Raw genomic sequence first — 17,390 nt, forward strand, 5'->3', positions numbered from 1 at the left:
GCCTTCCGCCGATTGCCGAACCGACCCCGAATGATCGTCGTTCGCCGAAGCGAAGATTGGCCATCCGCAAAGCGCGACCGGCAGCCTATCTTTTATTCGCAGCCTATCTAGAATTCGGCTTCACGCATGATAGACTTTTCGCGCGCTAATGCGGTGCAACAGTTGCCATGAAGTTGACCTACGCCCAACTCAGCTCGGTCGGCCCGGTCCGCACGAACAATGAAGATTGGGTCGGCTTTTGGGAGCCCGACGACGAGCAGGAATATCTCACGCGCGGCGCAGTGGCGGCCATTGCCGACGGCGTCGGCGGGTTGGGCCGCGGCGAGGTCGCCAGCCGATTGGCCGTCGAAACCGCAATTCGGCGATTTCTGGAAGTGAAGCCGGGAACGCTCCCGCGCCAATCGCTGTTCAAAATGCTCACGGCGGCAAACACGGCCGTTTACGACCGCAGCATGTCGGAACACGAACTCGGCAAGATGGCCACGACGCTCACGATCGCCCTCTTCCGGAACAACGAAATCAATATCGGCCACGTCGGCGACTGTCGAGCGTTCTTGGTCCAAGGGGGGAAAATCTCGCAAGTCACGACCGACCACAACTACGCCGCGCAGCAACTCGCGCTCGGTTTGATCTCCCCCCGCGATGCCGCCACCAGCGACATGCGCTGCATGCTCACGCGCAGCATCGGCCGCGAACTGACCGTGCAGATCGATTATCACACGCTCCAGGTAAACCGCGGCGATATTCTGGTGCAATGTTCCGACGGCATGCATTTCTGCGTCACCGAGCAGGAGATTCTCGATTTCGTCACCAAGCTGCCGCCGGCCGAAGCTTGCCGCGAACTGATCCGGTTGGCCGAACGCCGCGGGACTGACGACAATCTGTCGGTCCAGATCGTTCACGTCGAACGCGTCAACACGTTGAGTTATTTCCGCGGACAACCAGTCTTTCACGAAGCCGAGATTCCCATGACGCTCGAGGTCGAAGTTGGCCAGATTCTGGATAATCGATTCCAGATCGAAAGCGTCGTCAGCCGTAGCGGCATGGCGTCGATTTTCAAAGCGATCGACTTGAAATCGAACCAGACCGTGGCCGTCAAGATCCCGTTCATGCGGTTCGAAAGCGACCCGGCCTTCTTTTCGCGATTTCAGCGGGAAGAAGAAATCGGCAAAACGCTCGATCACCCCGGTTTGCTGAAGATTTTTCCAACCGAGGAAAAAACGCGGCCATATATCGTGATGGAGTTTCTCCAGGGGCAAACGCTCCGCAATGTGCTTCATACGGTGAAGATGGTACCGGTCGGCGAGGCCCTCGACATTGCCGCCTCGATCTGCAATGCGCTCGACTACATGCACCAGCACAATATCGTGCACCGCGATATGAAGCCCGAGAATATCATGATCTGCGACGACGGACGCGTGAAGATCATGGATTTCGGCATCGCCAAGGCGACGGGCATGCGCCGCATTACGTTCACCGGCTTTTCCGCGGCGATGGGCACGCCCGACTACATGGCCCCCGAGCAGGTGCGCGGCAAGCGCGGCGATGCCCGCACCGACGTCTACAGCCTGGGGGCGATTCTTTATGAAATGGTCACCGGCCAGCCGCCCTTCGAGGGAACGAACCCCTTGGCGATCATGAACGCCCGCTTGATGGGCGATCCGATCGCGCCCTCAAGGCTGAATCCGAATATCTCGCCGCAGGTCGAAGAAATCATCCTGCATGCGCTCGAGCAGCGCCCGGAAAATCGCTATGCTTCGGCCGCGGAAATGAAGACCGAGCTCGAAAACCCGGAAAAGGTGGTGGTCACGGGCCGGGCCAATCGATTGCGGCCGCCGGCCCAATGGACCGGCCGATGGCGGCCGGCGCGGTCGCTCATCTTCGCGCTTGTGCCGATCATCGTGTTCGGCCTACTGTGGCTTTTCTTTCGCTTCGCGCATCATTGAGGTGATGCGGCACGTGCGGCGGGAGCTTAGGGCTCGAGGCTCGGCGAGCACCAACGTTCAAGCTCCTTCGTCCATTGTCCGTCAATCCACCGGCATTGCCTTCATGAATTCCATTGAACTTTCCCAATTTCCCATGCCCAGGAACAACTGGCCGTTTTCCGGATGACGACATAGTTAACTTCGGGCTGATGTGGCGCCGCCGCTGGATTTTGGGATAGTCAAAGCGATTCACCCGACGAGTTGCCGCCTCACTACCGACCCACGATCCCAAATCGTTGCGATCACGCAACACAAACCCGAAGCGTTAGCGAGGGAGCGCCGCAACGGCGGCATCGTCTCGCCGCAGGCGACCCAGCCAGATGCACATTGGATCTATGCGTTCGTGAGTGCGACCCGCAACGGAGCACATCCTCGCTTACGCTTCGCGCCTAGTGTTGAGGGGCGACCCGCAACGGAGCACATCCTCGCTTACGCTTCGGGCCAGTGTTGACGGCGACCCGCAGCGTTACACGAATCGAAGACGGCTTTACCCCGGTTAGCCCGTCGGCAGCAGTTCTCGGATCGGGTCGCCGAAGGGGAGGATGGGCACCGGGCGGCCCGCGAAATCGTTGAAGGCCCGTTGCGGATCGATGCCGAGGTGTTGCAAAACCGTCGCCCAAAGATCGTTTGGCGTCAGCGGCCGTTCGGTCGGAAATTCGCCCTTGCTATTGGTGGCCCCGATCACTTGGCCGGTGCGCATTCCGCCGCCGGAGACAATCATCGACATCGCATTCGGCCAATGATCGCGCCCCGGCTGCATCACATGGCTCGCCGTGCCGACCGAATACGAAAGCCGCGGTGTCCGGCCGAATTCTCCGGTCACGAACAGAAGCACCCGGCGGTCCAATCCTCGCTGATACAGATCTTCGATCAGGGCCGTGACCGCCTGGTCATAGAGCGGCAACCGCACCTTGGCATCATTGAAGATGTGGCAATTCACGGCATGCGAGTCCCAGTTGTAGCTCACGTAGTTCGGCAAATCTTTCCCCGGCATCGGGTTCTCGAGCACCATCGTAACGAACGTGCAGCCGGCCTCGACCAGCCGCCGGGCCAAGAGGCAGCGAGCGCCATAGGCATGCCGACCGTACCGATCCTTTAGAGCCTCGGGTTCTTTCGAGAGGTCGAAGGCAGCTTGGGCTTTGCCGCTGGTGACCAGTTCGACAGCCCGGCGATTGAATTGATCGAGCGAATCGAACGCCCCGGATTTCTCGGCCGCGCCGCCCCATTTGTCGAGTTGCCGCAGCAATTTGACGCGCGAATCGAGCCCCGCCAGCGGCGCCAGATTTTCAACCGTGAATTTCGGCGACGATGGATCGCCCGGCACGGAAAACGGCTCGGTCGAACTGCCGAGATAAGCGCTGCCGAAGGCAAAGGTGTCGATTCCTTGCCGCCCGGCATCCATTCCCGCGACATAGTTTGGCAGCCCACGTTGCCGGCCTTCGACCACCTTGGCGATCATCGAAGCCACGGCCGGATGATCGTTCACCGTGCCGGTCGGCTCCTTCGGCTCGCGGGCCATCATGAATCGCTTATGACCGCCTCCGTGATCGGCGAATTTGTGCGACAGCGAGCGAATGATGTTGAATTTGTCGGCACACTTGGCATGCAGCGGCAATAGCTCGCCCACTTCGACGCCTGAAACATTCGTGCGAATCGGGCGGAATTCGCCCCGATATTCGCTGGGGGCGTCGGGCTTCAGGTCGTACATCTCCATGTGCGGCGGGCCGCCGGGGAGCCAAATGAAAATCACCGCCCGATCATCGTGAGCGGCGGCGGTGCCGGCTTGTGCTTGGAGCCGAAAGACATCGCCAAGCGTCAGCCCACCCAATCCCAGAGCGCCAAACTTGAGCGCGGTGCGGCGCGTGATCGGTCCGGAACAGTTGTGCGCGTTCGCGCGCGGAGAAGTGCCGTTCATGGCGTTACCACTCATCGAGGTTATTCAGGCGGGAGAGCGATTTGGGCAGGGAGTGCGGCCGACGGACAATCGCTCGCGACCGCCGGCAAGGGCCATTTTAGCGGTTATCGAATCGAAACAGCAAGCAAAAACAGAAAATCGCTCAGCTTGGCAATTGCCCCACGAAACGCGTTGGAAAAATCCGAACAAACGGCGCTGCAACCCAAGCGGCGTAATCCAGCGCGCGCCGGGAATGCCGCTTGGCCGGAAATGATGAAACCGCGATATTATTGCCGACAAACGCTTCGCCGACGCACGGTGAGCAACAGGCCGATCGCGGCGAATACGGCCAACACGATTGCCGAGGGCTCGGGCACCGCGGCGGGGCTGCCGGCGAATGTCGCGTTCGGAGAGAACGCGGCGGTCACGCTTCCCACGGCCGAGGCGGTGGGCGTGCTAAATGCCGCCGTGTCTGATGCGAGCAGGCTCGATCCGATTTCAGCCGGCGATGCGTCGGAGGTCGGCAATGCCCAGCTCGAAGGCAGGACGGCGAGCACACGGCTTTCCATCAGGCTTGCATTCAGGCCGGGATCGGCGCCAGCCAAGTTCTCGATCGCCGTGATGCGATTTTCCAGCGATTGGCCCGCGGCGCTCGTGATCGCGCCGGAGGCGATCGCGGCCCGAATCGCCGTGAAGGGATCGCGGGTGTCGGCGGTCGAAGCACTGGAGGTGGCCACGGCGGGCGTTGTGGTTGCGGCTGGTTGAGCGTTTCCTTGGCCGCCGGCAAAGGGCAGGATCGTCACGGTCGAGCCGGCGTTGATCGCCAGCGTGTTTTGCAGGATCTGCGCGGCCGACAGGCTGGCGGCGTTCAAGCCGTCGCCCACGGTCGTGGTGCCGGCGTACGTTGTGGGCGAAGTGGTCAATTGGCTGCCCGAGATCACGCCCACCGTTTGCGATGTGGCGCCGACGACCGACACTGCGCCGTCGTTGCTGTTGCCGAGGCCTGCCGCGGTGATGATGTTGGCCGCGGTGCTGCCTTGCGACAGCGCTTGAGCGCCGGCCAATTGCAGCGTGGCCTCGGAAGCGACGGTTACGGAGATCGCGCCGGAAACGGTTGCCGGAGAACTGGGGCTCAAGGCCAACGTGCCGCCGTTGACGGCGACCATATTGTTGCCGCCCCAATTTAGCGTGCCGCTGACACGAAGCGTGCCGGAGTTGACCGTCACAACGCTTCCGTTTCCGATGGCCGTCGCACCGCTGAGCGTGAGCGTGTTGCTGTTGCTATTGCCGGCCACGGTCAGATTGCCGCTGCTGGTGAGATTCAGCGCGCCGGCGAATCCGGTCGAACTGCTCTGGGTAATGCTCAGCGCCCCGCCGCTGACGTTCAACTGGCCGGCGCCGGTGCCGGAGAGGTTGCCGATCGAAAAGTTGTTGTTGGAGAGGTTGACGATCGACATGTTGCCGTTGATGGCCAGCGGAGCAGAGCCGCCACCGAGCGTGGCGATCGAGGATTGATCGCCGGCATTGAGCGTGCCGCTATTGACGATCGTGCTGCCGGTGTAGCCGTTCGCGCCTTCGAGATACAGCGTGCCGCCGCCGGTGAGCACGATCGACTGGCCGGGCATGCTGTTCGAATCGTTGATCGAGCCGTTGACGGTCAGCGAGCTGCCGGTGATGCCGTCGATGTTGAAGGTCATGGTTTGGGTGGAGTCGGCGAGGCCGAGCGTGGAATCGATCTGCGGCGTCGCGCCGCCCGACACATTCAGGATCGCGCCGACGCCGCCGATGCCATTGCTGCCGCGGAGGTTGTCGAGCGTCAGCGTGCCGCTGCTGAGCGTGTAGGATGTGGAGCTGCTGTCGAACGTCAGTTGTCCGGCGACATCGCTGTTGCCGACGGAGACGACGATCGGCGAAGTCGCGCCGGCGATCGTGGAGAACGTGGCAGACACGCCCGCGCCGCTGGGGATTTGCATGGGGTTCCAGTTGCTCGCGCTGTCGTAGATACCGCTGATGCTCGAGGCCCAACTGGCCGAGCCGTTGGCGGGGCCGATGGTCAGATCGAGCGTGTTGCCGCTCGTGGTGAACGTGGCCTGATCGCCGCTGGGCACGTCGGCCGCGTTGAGCGAGAGGGCGCTTATATTGTTGGGAGTCGGGTTGTTGGCGACTGATCCATAGGTCATCAATGAATAGAAACCGCCGCTGAAGACATAGGGTGTGGTCGAACCGGCTTGGAAGAAATTGAACTGGGCCGAGCCGCTTGCGGGGAGGGTCAAAACGCCCGCCGGGCTGCCGGTGCTCGTGACGGCGATCGAATCCAGCACCGCCAGGCCCGAGGCTTGATAATACAACTGCGAGCCGCCGGCCAGCGACAGCGCGCCGACGGTGAGCGTTCCGCCGGTTGCGGGAGCATTGGCCACGCCGCCGCCGCTGGGGGCGATGATGCCGCCGTTATTGAGGGTCACTGCGCCGCTGATGAATCCGGGATTGACCGTGCCGCCGGCGCCGGCAAGCGTGCCATTGTTGTTGACGCTCACCGGTCCGCTCCCGGTGGCCGACGCCGTCGATCCGCTCGATGCATTGGCGACGCGGAGCGTGCCGGCGTTGATTTGCGTGCCGCCGGAAAACGTGCTGAAGCCGCTCAGTTGCAGCGTTCCGCCGCCGACAATCAGGCTGCCGGACGAAGCTCCGTCGGCGATAACGCCGGCAAACGAGCCGCCGCCGCTGACAGTCAGAGCGGTGCTGTTGAGATTCAATGCCGCCGAGACATTGGTGCCGTTGAGCGTGGCAATCGTGCGGGTTGGATTGTTGAAGTTGACGGTGCCGTTGGCGGTTAGCGTGCTGGCCGTGGAGATCGAACCGCCGGGGAGAACGCTCAGCGTTCCGCCCGAGGAAACGCTGACGCCGGTGCCGACGATCGCGCCGCCGCTGCCGATTGCGAGCGTGCCGCCGGTGACATTGGTGTTGCCGGTGTAGGTGTTCGCATTGGTGAGCGTGAGCACGTTCGGTCCGCTTTCGGTGAAAGTGCCGCTGCCGCTGATCACGTTGCCGTAGCTCTGCGGGTTGAAATTGGCGAAGACGAGGGCGGCATTGTCGAGAATGTTGCCGGCGACCGAGCCGTTCGAGGTTGCGCCATCGCCCAAGCGCAGCGTGCCGCTTGTGATCGTGGTGCCGCCGCTATAAGCATTCGCGCCGGTGAGGGTGAGCGTTCCGCCGTTGACGGTGAGGCTTCCCGCGGGCCCTCCGTCTGCAATCGTGCCGCTGAAGCTCCCGCCGCCGGTGACGGAGAGCGCGGTGCCGAAGAGATCCAGCGCGGCGGAGCCGTTGGTGCCGTTGAGCATGGCAAGCGTGGTGGTCGAGTTGTCCAGGTTGACGACGCCGTTGTCGGTGAGATTCGTCGCCGTGGAGATCGAACCGCCCGCGGCGATGTTCATCGTCGCGCCGGACGAAACATTGATGCCCGCGCCGGCGATCGAGCCCGTGGCGCCGACGTTGAGCGTGCCACTGGCGACATTGGTGTCGCCGGTGTAGGTGTTGGCGGCATTCAGCACGACGACGGCGCCGGGGCCCGATGTGGTGATTCCGTAGTTATTGCCGTTATCGGTGATCGCTCCGAGAGTGAGCGTGCCGGCGCCGGAGCCGTTGTTGGCCACGTTGAATGTGGCGTTGCCGGTGAGTGTGACGGCGCCGAGCGTGAGTGCATAAGGAATATTCGCCCCGGTGCTGCCGCCGGTGACGGAGAGCGTGCTGGCGCCGATCGTGGTTTGGCCGGTGATCGTGGCGAGATTGTATCCCGTGACGTCGATTGTCGAGTTCGCGGTTACCTGAACATTGTTCGCGAGCGTTTCGGCAACGAGACCGACGATTTCGAAACCTTCGAACGCGCCATTTCCGTTGATGTTGTCCAAGCCCACGGTTTGGCTAGTGCCGCTGAGGCCAGAGAACACGACATAGTCGCCGACCGTGTAGGTGCCGGGAGTGGTGCTGGTCGCTTGCGTGTAGGTGGTGGGCACCGTATCGGAGGCGAGATAATAGGTGGTTCCGCCGAGAGTGATATTGTTGTCGCGACCGCCGGCCGTCGATTCCGCTGCGCCGGTGTAGACATACAGGCTGTAGCTCGAGTAAGGGATATTGCTGAGATTGAGCGAGAGCGTGCTGCCGGCAGCCCAGTAGAGATATCCGTTGAGCAGGGGAATGCTGCTTCCCGAGTTGTAGGTGCTGCCGACGCCGGTAAGGGTGAAGGATGCGCCGGTGGGATTGACCGAGGCATCGGTCAGCGACGTGGCCGAGCTGAAGCTGCTCCCCGCAAGATTCATCCAGTTGTTCATCGTCGCGCCAGGGGCGCCGGAGCCGTTCGGGGCAAGCGCCGTGTAATTGCCGACGGCATTGCTGCCCTCAAAATGGACGCCGATCTGGTTGTTCGTTCCGGGGAGACTTAAAGTGCCGCCATTCAGCACGACCGCGCCGGTGCCGAGCGTCGAATTGCCGAAAGTGGCGATCGTGCCTTGGTTGATCGTGGTGCCGCCGGTGTACGTATTGCTGCCGGAAAGAGCGAGCGTGCCGGCGTCGGTTTTGGTGAGTCCGCCGGCGCCGCTGATGACTCCTGGCACGGTCAACGTGTTCGTGGCGGTCACGTCGAAGGTGCCGCCGCTGCTGCCCAAATTGATGGCGCGATTGTTGGCGCCGGCAGTACCGTTAAAGAGTCCGAAGGTGGCGGTCGCTTGGAGCGTGCCGCCGTTGAGGTTGATCGCGGCGCCTGTGGATGCCGCGCCGAGATCGGCGTTGTTGGCAATGCTGGCGAAGCCGTTGATGTAGGTCGCGCCGGTGTAGGTGTTCGTGGCGCCGCCGGCGAGCGTGGTGATGCCGGGGCCGGAAATCGTCAGCGTGTTGCCGGTGATGCCGGAGTTCACGGTCAGCGAACCGTAATCGATAAGAACGATCCCATTGCCGCCGCCGGCATGGAACGAGCCGCCGGTGATGATTGAACCGGTGGCGGCCGAGGTCACGAGAATGCCGCCGGCGTCGACCAGGTCGTCGCCGGTCGCCGCCAACGTGAGCGTCGTGCTCGGGGTGCTGAACGTCAGCACTCCCGATTCCACGGCAGCGGTTGCGGTGTAGTTCTGCGTGAGATTGGTTTCACCGGCGTCGTTGCCAGAGAATGTATTCGTATTGGAGTAGCTTGCAAGCGCTGCGATCGCTCCGGCGCTGATCGTGGCCCAGGTGCTGCCATGATTGACCGTGGCATAGGCCGTCCAACTACTGGTGGCATCGACGAGAACGCCGGGGCCGACGGTCGTTTGCGTGGTGGTAATGCTACCCGTTGTCGGCAGGACGAAGTCGATCGTTGCGCCGACCGTGCGGGTCAGTGCCCCGAGGACCAGATTATCGCCGGCGCCGAGCGCGACGCCGGCGGAGATCGACGAAGCGCCGGCGTTGAACGTGGTGCCGGTGAATGTTTCCGCGGCGGATCGGCCACCCAAGAGCTGCAGGGTTCCGCCCGCCAATTCGAGAGCCGAGCCGGTCGTGGTTCCCGTGACGGCCAATTGAAGCGTTCCGGCGTTGATCGATGTCGTGCCGGTATAGGTGTTCGCGCCGGCGAGGCTAACGAGCCCGGGGCCGGTCGTCGTCAATCCGCCCGAGCCGCTGATGGCGCTATTGACGGTGAGCGTGTTGCCGGTATTGACCGACCAGTTCTGCGTCGCGCCGAGCACCAGCGGGGCGGCGATCGTCACCGCTCCCGCGGCCGAGTTCGTATTCCCGATCGTGATCCCGCCGGCGCCGATCGTAAGGGTGTTGAAGCTTGGATCGTTGCTCAGCGTCAGGGCGTTGGGATCGTTGCTGACCAAGCCGAGGATCGACATGTTGGCGCCGAGCGACATGTTTGCTTCGTTGGCGGCGCCGGTTGCGGAGAAATTGACGGTCGCGGTGGGGCCCGGCGGCAGCGGCGTCGCGATGCCCGTGATGTTCGACACCCAGTTGCTGGTGGCGCTTCCGTCGGAGGCGCCCCACACTCCGCTGGCGGCGCCATAGCCGCCCGACCAATATTCAGCCGTGAGCTCGGGTTGAGGCGTGGTGGTAATCGTGACGGCATTTGCGCCGACGGTGAAATTGCTGACGGTGAAGTTCGTGTTGTTATAGACCGATAGGGCGTAGGTCGAGGCGCCGTTGGCGTTGAGGCCGCCGCCGACGGAACTGAGCAAGGTCTGAACGCCGGAGGGTACGGTTTGGCCCGCCACGCCATAGACATTCAGCGCCACCGAACCGCTGGCAGGCGTCGATGCGACGGCAGTGCCGCTGGTGGCGATCGTGTCGAGAATTTGCGTGCCGAGCGTGCTTCCGGCGGCAAAAGTAAGCGATGTGCCGCTGGTGGGCACGATCGCCAGCGTCGAGGGAGTTGTGCTGCCGGTGAGGTAGTTGAACGTCGCGCCCGCGCTAACGGTTAGCGCGCCGGTGCCGATGCCGCTACTGGTCGAGCCGACGGTTGGCGAGGTGGCCCCCAAGATGCCGGCGCTGACCGTGGTGCCGCCGGAATAGGTGTTCGCACCGGTCAGGGTGTTGAGGCCCGGACCAATCTGTTGAACGGCGCCGCTGCCGCCGATGACATTGGTGACGCTCTGTGCGGCGGCAGTGCCCGGATCGAGCAAGAGCGTGCCGTTGTTGGTCAGGGTGGTAAGTGCGGAAATCGCGCCGCGGGTCGTGCCGTTGCCGAGCTGCAACGTTGCACCGGGATTGATCGTCGTAGCGCCGGTGTAGGAATCGGCGGCCGTGAGGATGGTCGTGCCCGGGCCGCTTGCCACAACCGCGATGGTTCCCGTGCCGCCCCCGATCGTGCTGCCGACCATGAGCGATCCGGAGTCGGCCAAGGTCAACGTTTCGGTTCCTGCGGCGCCGGAGGTGATCGCATCGGTGATCGAAAGCGAGCCGCCGGCGACTTGCGAGACCGTCAGATTGTTGTCGAGCGTGATCGTCGAACCAGAGAAGGCGGAAGCGGCCGCGGCAGTGCCGCCGATCGTGAGCGTGCCGGTGTTGCCGGCCACGACCGTGATCGGGCTGGCGATCGTGTAGGAACCAGCCGTTAGCAAGCTGGCGGAGTTCGCGCCGAACGAGGCCCCGAGAGAAACGACGGCGGTCGAAAGGCCGAGCGGGCCGGTGGCTGAATTGGTGTTGTTCGCGCCGACAAGAATGGTGCCTGCATTGATTGTAGTGCCGAGCGTGTAGGTGTCGGCGCCGCTAAGCGTCATGATGCCGTTGCCGGTTTTCGAGACGCCGGCGGTATAGGCATTGAACGGCACGAGAGCGGACGAAACGTTCAGGTCCGACGGTGGATTTTGCGCGCCGCGGCTCACATTGAACGTTAGGTTGCCATTGATCTCGATGGCGACTTCGGTGGCGTTGATGGTTGCCGGATTGCCCGTCGTGGGATCGGACGTGGCGATGAAGCCTGCCCCGTTGTACATCGAATAATTGCCGTTGCCATCGCCCAGCCCGGCGGCGGAGGAGAGCGTTCCGCCGACCAGCGTCATGTTGTTGGCGATGGTTTGCCGCACGCCGCTGGCCGCGGTGACGGTGCCGCCGTTGTTGATCACGAGGGCTTCTTTGCCGGTGGTGTAGCCGAGCACATCGGTGGCATTCAGTCGCAGCGTGCCGCCGTTGTTGACGGTGATCGTCGGCGAGGCGGAAAGCTGCCCCGGCTGGCCGTTCGCCGTATTCACCTGCAGCGTGCCGCCGCCGACGATCGTTCCGCCGGTGTAGGTGCTTACGCCGGTGAGGATCAATGTTCCGGAATCGGTTTTCGTGAGCGTGCCCGCTCCATTCATCGCGGCCGACATGGTGAGCGTGTTGCTGCTGGTGACGTCGAAGGCGCCGCCATTGTTGCCCAGCGTGACTGCGTTGCCCAAGCTAAAGGTTCCGGTTGCCTGAAGCGTGCCGCCGTTGAACACGAGCGTTCCGCCGCCCATATTCGCCGCGGCCGCGATGCTCGCAAAGCCGTTTAGATACGTTCCGCCGCTGTAGGTGTTCGTGCCGCCGAGGGTCGTCATGCCGGGTCCGGAGATCGTCAGCGAGCCGCCGGTGATGGCGGAATTCACGGTCAGCGAACCGTAATCGATGAGAAGCACGGCGTTGCCGCCGCCGGCATGGAACGAGCCGCCGGTGATTGTTGTACCGGTTGCGGCCGGAATGACCAGGATGCCGCCGGCGTCGGCTAAGTCGTCATTGGTCGTCGCCAATGTGAGCGTGGTGTTGGGATCGCTGAACGTCACCACTCCCGATTCCACGGCGCCGGTGGCAGTGTAGTTCTGCGTGAGGTTAGTCTCACCGATATAGGTTGCAGGGAACGAATTCGTATTCGAATAGCTGGCGAGCGGCGCGATCGCTCCGCCGCTGATCGTGGCCCAGTTGGCGCCGCCATTGACGGTGGCGTACGCAGTCCAGTTGTTGGTGGCGTCGACGAGCACTCCGGGGCCGGTAAACGTGGTGGTCGTCGTGATGCTGCCGGTGGTCGGCAACGTGAAGTCGACCGTGGCGCCGGCGCTGCGAGTCAAACCGTTGAGCACCAAATTTTTTCCCGAACCGAGCGCGACTCCGGCGGAAATCGCAGACGCGCCGGCGTTGAACGTCGTCGCAGTGAATGTCTGGCTGGCGGATTCTCCGCCCATCAGTTGCAGCGTGCCGCCTCCCATGGCAAGAGAAGACGTGGCGATGCTGCCCGTGGCCGCGAGCCTCAATGTTCCACCGTTGACGCTTGTCGCCCCGGTGTACGTGCTGGCGCCGGAAAGCGTGAGCATGCCGGAGCCGATCTTCGTCAGAGCGCCGCTCGTTCCGTTGATCGAGCCGGCGAAGGCCGCGGGGCTGGTGTTGTCGCCGCCGACGGTCAAGGTCGCGGCGCCGATCGACACGGTGCCGCCGGTGCCGGTGAGCGAGCCGATCTGCGTGGCGTATTGAGTGCTCGAGCCGAGGCTCAATGTGCCGCCATTGACCGCTACGGCCGAGTTGTCGCCGAACGCACCGCTGACATTCGCGACCGACGCCACGCCGGCGGTGAGCGCGCTGCCGCTGCTGACAACTGTCGGGCCGGCGTAGGTGTTGGCGCCGGAGAGCGTTGTCGTGCCGGTGCCGATGATGGTCAGGCCGCCGGCGCCACTGATGACGCCGGCAAAAGCCGCGGGGTTGGTGTTGTTGCCGCCGATGGTGAGGGTCGCGGAGCCGAGAGCCACATTGCCGCCGATCGTGCCGCCGCCGGTGAGCGAGCCGATTTGCGTGTTGAGGCCTTCGAGATTCAGGCCCGCGCCGGCCGTATTGGCCAAGGTAACGGCAGAATTGTTTCCGAGCGCTCCGCTCACGTTCGCCACCGAAGCGACACCCGCGGCAAGCGTGCCCGCGCTGACCAGGGTTGGTCCGGTATAGGTGTTCGCGCCGGAGAGATAGAGCGTGTTGGCGCCGGTTTGCGTCAGTCCGAGCACATTCGCGCCGCTGTTGGTGTTCGCGATCACGCCCGCGTAGGTAAAGGCGCCGTTGACGGCATTGGTCGTGTCGATCCCAAGGCTTGAGCCGCTCGCGAATCCGCCGCTGGCGACGCTCAAGTTCGTGAGCAGGGTTTGCAAGTCGGCGGCGGTAAAATGGCCCGACGCGCCGACGCCGAACGTCAGCGTCGCGCCCGGATTGACGGTGATATTGGCGGCGGTCCAACTCGCGGTGGTGTTGTCGTAGAGCGATGTTTCGGAGGTGAATTCGAGCGTGCCGGCGGAGGCCAGCGTCGGACCGGTGTAGGTGTTTGCGCCGGAAAGCGTCAGCGATCCGCTGCCGACTTTGGTCAAGCCGCCGTCGGGCGTGGCCCCCAAAGCCGTGGCGTGAAGGAGGGCTTGTGAAATCGTGACGGCGTTGGCTTGCGAGTCGATCACGGCGCCGCCGGCGAGGACATACGCATTGGAGATACCGGTCAAGAAGGTGGTCGAGGAAAGCGCCGCTTGTAGCGTGCCGCCGTTGAAATTGATCGTGCTCGAGCCACCGCTGCCAAAGCCTCGGGCCGTGCTCAGTATGCCGCCATTGAGATTGAGCACGCCCGTGCCACCATAACCGGCCAGGTAGATCAGATCGCTGGGAAACGCGCCGCCCGCGGCAACGGTGAGTGTGCCGCCGGCGATGGTGAGCGTGCCCGTTCCGTAAGTTCCGCTGTTGGTATCGCCGCCGCCGATAAACACTCGGCCGCCCCCCGCGCCGACGCTCAGCGATCCCGATGTGACATCGACCAGTCCGGTGGCGGCGTTGTAGCCGACGAGAAACTCGTCGCCCCCGGAAACGGCGAGCGTGCCGCCGGCGATGTTGAGCGTGCCATTGCCGCCCGAGCCGTTGCCGATGCGCACGCCGTTCACGCTGGCCGGATTGGCGCCGCTGGCGCCGGAGGCGTCGACATTCAGTGTGCCGCCGTTGATGTTCAGCGTACCGGCGCTGGTGCCCCCGATGACGACTTCGCCGGACGTTCCCGCGAGGGAACTGGCGGTTGCGGAGCCGCTAAAAGTCAATGTCGCGCCGCCATTGACCGTTACGGCGCTACTGCCCGAATTGATGTAGGCGCCGTCGATGTTGGCGATGGTCGATGCGCCGTTGACGGTGAAGCCGCCGCCCGCGGCCGTGATCGAGCCGGCGGAGGCGATGGTCAAGGTGCCGGAGCTAACGATCGTGCCGCCGCTGTAGATGTTTGCGCCGCTGAGGGTCAAGGTGTCGCTGCCGGCCATGGTCAGACCGCCCGAGCCGGAGATTGGGCCGCTGATCGTGGTGCCGCCGGTGCCGGTGTCGGCGATCGTGAGCAGATAGCCGCCGTTGGCGACGCTGCCGCTCACGGTGAACAAGCTGCCGCTGGCATTGGTCCACGATTGGGCTGCGCCGAGGACAATCGGAGCGCTGATCGAATTGAGGCCCGCGCCGGAGGCGACCGTAATGCCCGAGCCGGCCGTGTTGGTGCCTGATGCGCCGGCCAGGATCGTAATTGAATTGGTCGCAACGGCGCCGGGGCCGATGGAAACTCCCGCAATGTTGAAATTTAGGCTATTGATCGTGAAGCTTTGGCCGAGCGATTGCGTCAGGTTGGCGGCTCCGGTTGCGGTTTCGAACACGTTGGCGGTGCTGATCGGCAGGCCGCTGTTCACGCCACCAGTGGCCGCGGTGACCCAATTGGTTGTGCCGGCGGGGTTCGTGTTCCAATTGCCGTCGGTGCCGCCGGCCCAATACGTGTCGCCGGCTGCGCCGAGCGCGACATTCAATTGGACGCCTGTGCTCGATGCCGTCAGATACGCGACGTCGCCGGTGGGAGGCGTAAAGTTTCCAAGCGCAATCGCGGTAGGCGCTGGGCTGCTGGCGAAGCTGAGCAACGTGTACGGCGCCGAGCCGATGCCGAGCGTCGCTCCGCTCAAGGGCGATAGATTGATCGTGGCGCCGCCGGGGCCCGTGCTCAACATGCCCGTGGTGACGATTTGATCGGTCGCGCTGGCGCTGAAATTAAGATTTAGCACCGCGGCGCCCGAGGTGCTGCCTCCGAGCGTGAGATTGGTAGCCGACGTCGTCGCGTTGTTGATCGTGAGAGTGCTGGGAGAGGCTTCGGAGTTGGAGAACGCCAGAGTGCCGATGCCTGATGTGCCGCCGACTCTGAGGCTGCCGGCGCCGCCGGCTGCGGAGCCGATCGTGTAGTTGCCATTGATGAGCAATGTGCCGCTGTTGGCGGCGCTGCCGACGGCAACGGCCGTATCGCCCAACGAACCGGCGGTAAGGGCCAATGCGCCGGCATTGACGGTCGTCGCGCCGGTGTAGGTGTTCGGGCCGGAGAGGGTAAGCGTGCCGGTGCCGACCTTGATTATTCCACCCGGGCCGCTGAGGATGCCGCTGTAGGCCGTGCTGGCGTTGTTGCCGCCGACGAGGGGAGCCACGGCGGCCGGACTGCCGGCCAGATCTTGAAGCAGGATATTTCCCGAGCCCGAGAGGCCGCCGAGGTTCGGGGCATCGATTCCGGCGGCAAACGTCAATCCATTGTTCTCAATGACGGCGACGGTGCTGTTTTGGACGGCATTCGTGTTGGCCAATTGGAGCGTGCCGGTGCCAACGGTCGTGGCGCCGTTGTAGGTGTTGGCGCCCGCGAGGGCCAACGTGCCGCTGCCGGCCGTGGTGATGCCATAGCCGGCGCCGCTGATGACTCCGCCGATCGTCAACGTGTTGTTGCCGACGGTGATGGTGGGCGAAGCAGTGAGCGCCACCGGGGCAGTTCCGAGATTGAGGCCGCTCGTCGAACCGGTGAACGTAAAACTTCCGCCGATGCTATACGACCCCGAGCCGAGCGACAGCGTCATCGGCGAATTGCTGGTGTTGTCGATCGTGGTTCCACTGCCGATCGTAAACAGTTTGCCGGAGGCGAAACCGCTGAACGCGCTCGCCGCCGCGGCCTGGGCAAAGTTCAAGGTGCCGGACGTCAACGTGAAGCCGGTGGTGAAGCCGGTGTTGCCTTCGGTGGTGTTGTTGCCGACGTCGAGGTTGACCGTCAGGCCGGCGCCGTTTTCCGTAATGATGCCACCGCCGCTCTGCTCATTGTAGCCGAGGGCCGTTTGAAAATTGATCGTGCCGCCGCCGGCAAGCGTAAGCGCGACTTCGTTGAAGTTCAGTGCAGCGCCGTTATATGTGTCGCCTTCATTCAAGACCGAGCCCGCGGCGACCGTCCAGGTTTGCGTGCCGCTGAGGTACGAGTTGGCCGAACCGGTCAACGTGATATTGGCGCTGCCGCTGCTGATCGCCAAACCGGTCCAATTGATTGCGGAATCGAGCGCCACAGTGAATGTGTCGCCGGCAAAGTCGGTCGACGAGGCCCCGAAGGTCAACTGCGCGCCGGCGGGGGCGGCGGCGAGGCCCGAATCGCCCCCCGTGTTGGAAGTTGTCCAGTAGCTGTAACCTTGCCCGGGGCTGTAAGTGCCCGTCGGACTTCCAAAGCCCGAACTGGTGGTGGTGTTGACGTCGAAGTAGTAGGCCGTTCCATTCGCCGCGGCCAGGCGGGGCGCCGCAAACACGGCCGCGACCATGAGCAGCGCTTGCCAACCACAGCCGGCCCAGCCACCGCAGATCGAGGAAAACCAAGAACCGGTTGAACGACTCATTGTTGTGCTCCTACGGATTCCTCGTTGTCGCGGGCAGGTCGGCGCGCGGCATCATGCGGTGAAAAGCAAGTTGAATCGATCGAGAAAAGAGGGGTGTGCGAAATTCGCCCGTCGCTGCTCGCAACGTGCGCAGCCGGGCCATATAGAGCGCTGCGCGGCGATTCGCTGGTCGAAGGATCGACCGAATGAAGGTTGGCGATGTATATCGACTTCATGAGCGCAGTCGAACGGCCAGGGTACTGAAATCAGAGCAAACAAGCCGCCTGTGCGACATGCGAACGCGGAACCGCATTCCCCCATCCAAGCCAGCCAATCCTAACAAGCGGCCGAAAACTTGTCACGCATTTGGATCGGTTGGCAGTCGGACGTGTTCAAGGAGGTCAG

General features: G+C 63.5%; 3 protein-coding genes. 1 reads left to right on the forward strand and 2 read right to left on the reverse strand.

The window, feature by feature from the left end:
• Positions 1-167: 167 nt before the first annotated feature.
• Positions 168-1,946 carry a bifunctional protein-serine/threonine kinase/phosphatase gene (locus VHX65_15730; protein HEX4000002.1) on the forward strand — a complete coding sequence of 593 codons (1,779 nt, stop codon included), beginning with the start codon at positions 168-170 and terminating at the stop codon, positions 1,944-1,946.
• A 535-nt stretch (positions 1,947-2,481) separates the two neighbouring features.
• Here the strand turns inward: VHX65_15730 and VHX65_15735 are convergent.
• Together VHX65_15735 and VHX65_15740 are read right to left on the reverse strand one after the other, a co-directional pair.
• On the reverse strand, positions 2,482-3,900 hold the full coding sequence (locus VHX65_15735) for a DUF1501 domain-containing protein (GenBank protein ID HEX4000003.1): 1,419 nt from the start codon (positions 3,898-3,900) through the stop codon (positions 2,482-2,484).
• Between the two features lie 266 nt (positions 3,901-4,166).
• A complete protein-coding gene (locus VHX65_15740; protein ID HEX4000004.1) occupies positions 4,167-17,006 on the reverse strand; it encodes an autotransporter-associated beta strand repeat-containing protein in 12,840 nt (4,279 codons plus the stop codon).
• Between the last annotated feature and the right edge of the window lie 384 nt (positions 17,007-17,390).

It is taken from the genome of Pirellulales bacterium (genome assembly GCA_036267355.1).
GTDB lineage: Bacteria > Planctomycetota > Planctomycetia > Pirellulales > DATAWG01 > DATAWG01.

What these genes read in the sequence shown, in the direction of transcription:
- VHX65_15735 (HEX4000003.1), bottom strand. Translation starts at nt 3,900, where the DNA reads ATGAACGGCACTTCTCCGCGCGCGAACGCGCACAACTGTTCCGGACCG.
- VHX65_15740 (HEX4000004.1), bottom strand. Translation starts at nt 17,006, where the DNA reads ATGAGTCGTTCAACCGGTTCTTGGTTTTCCTCGATCTGCGGTGGCTGG.
- VHX65_15730 (HEX4000002.1), top strand. Translation starts at nt 168, where the DNA reads ATGAAGTTGACCTACGCCCAACTCAGCTCGGTCGGCCCGGTCCGCACG.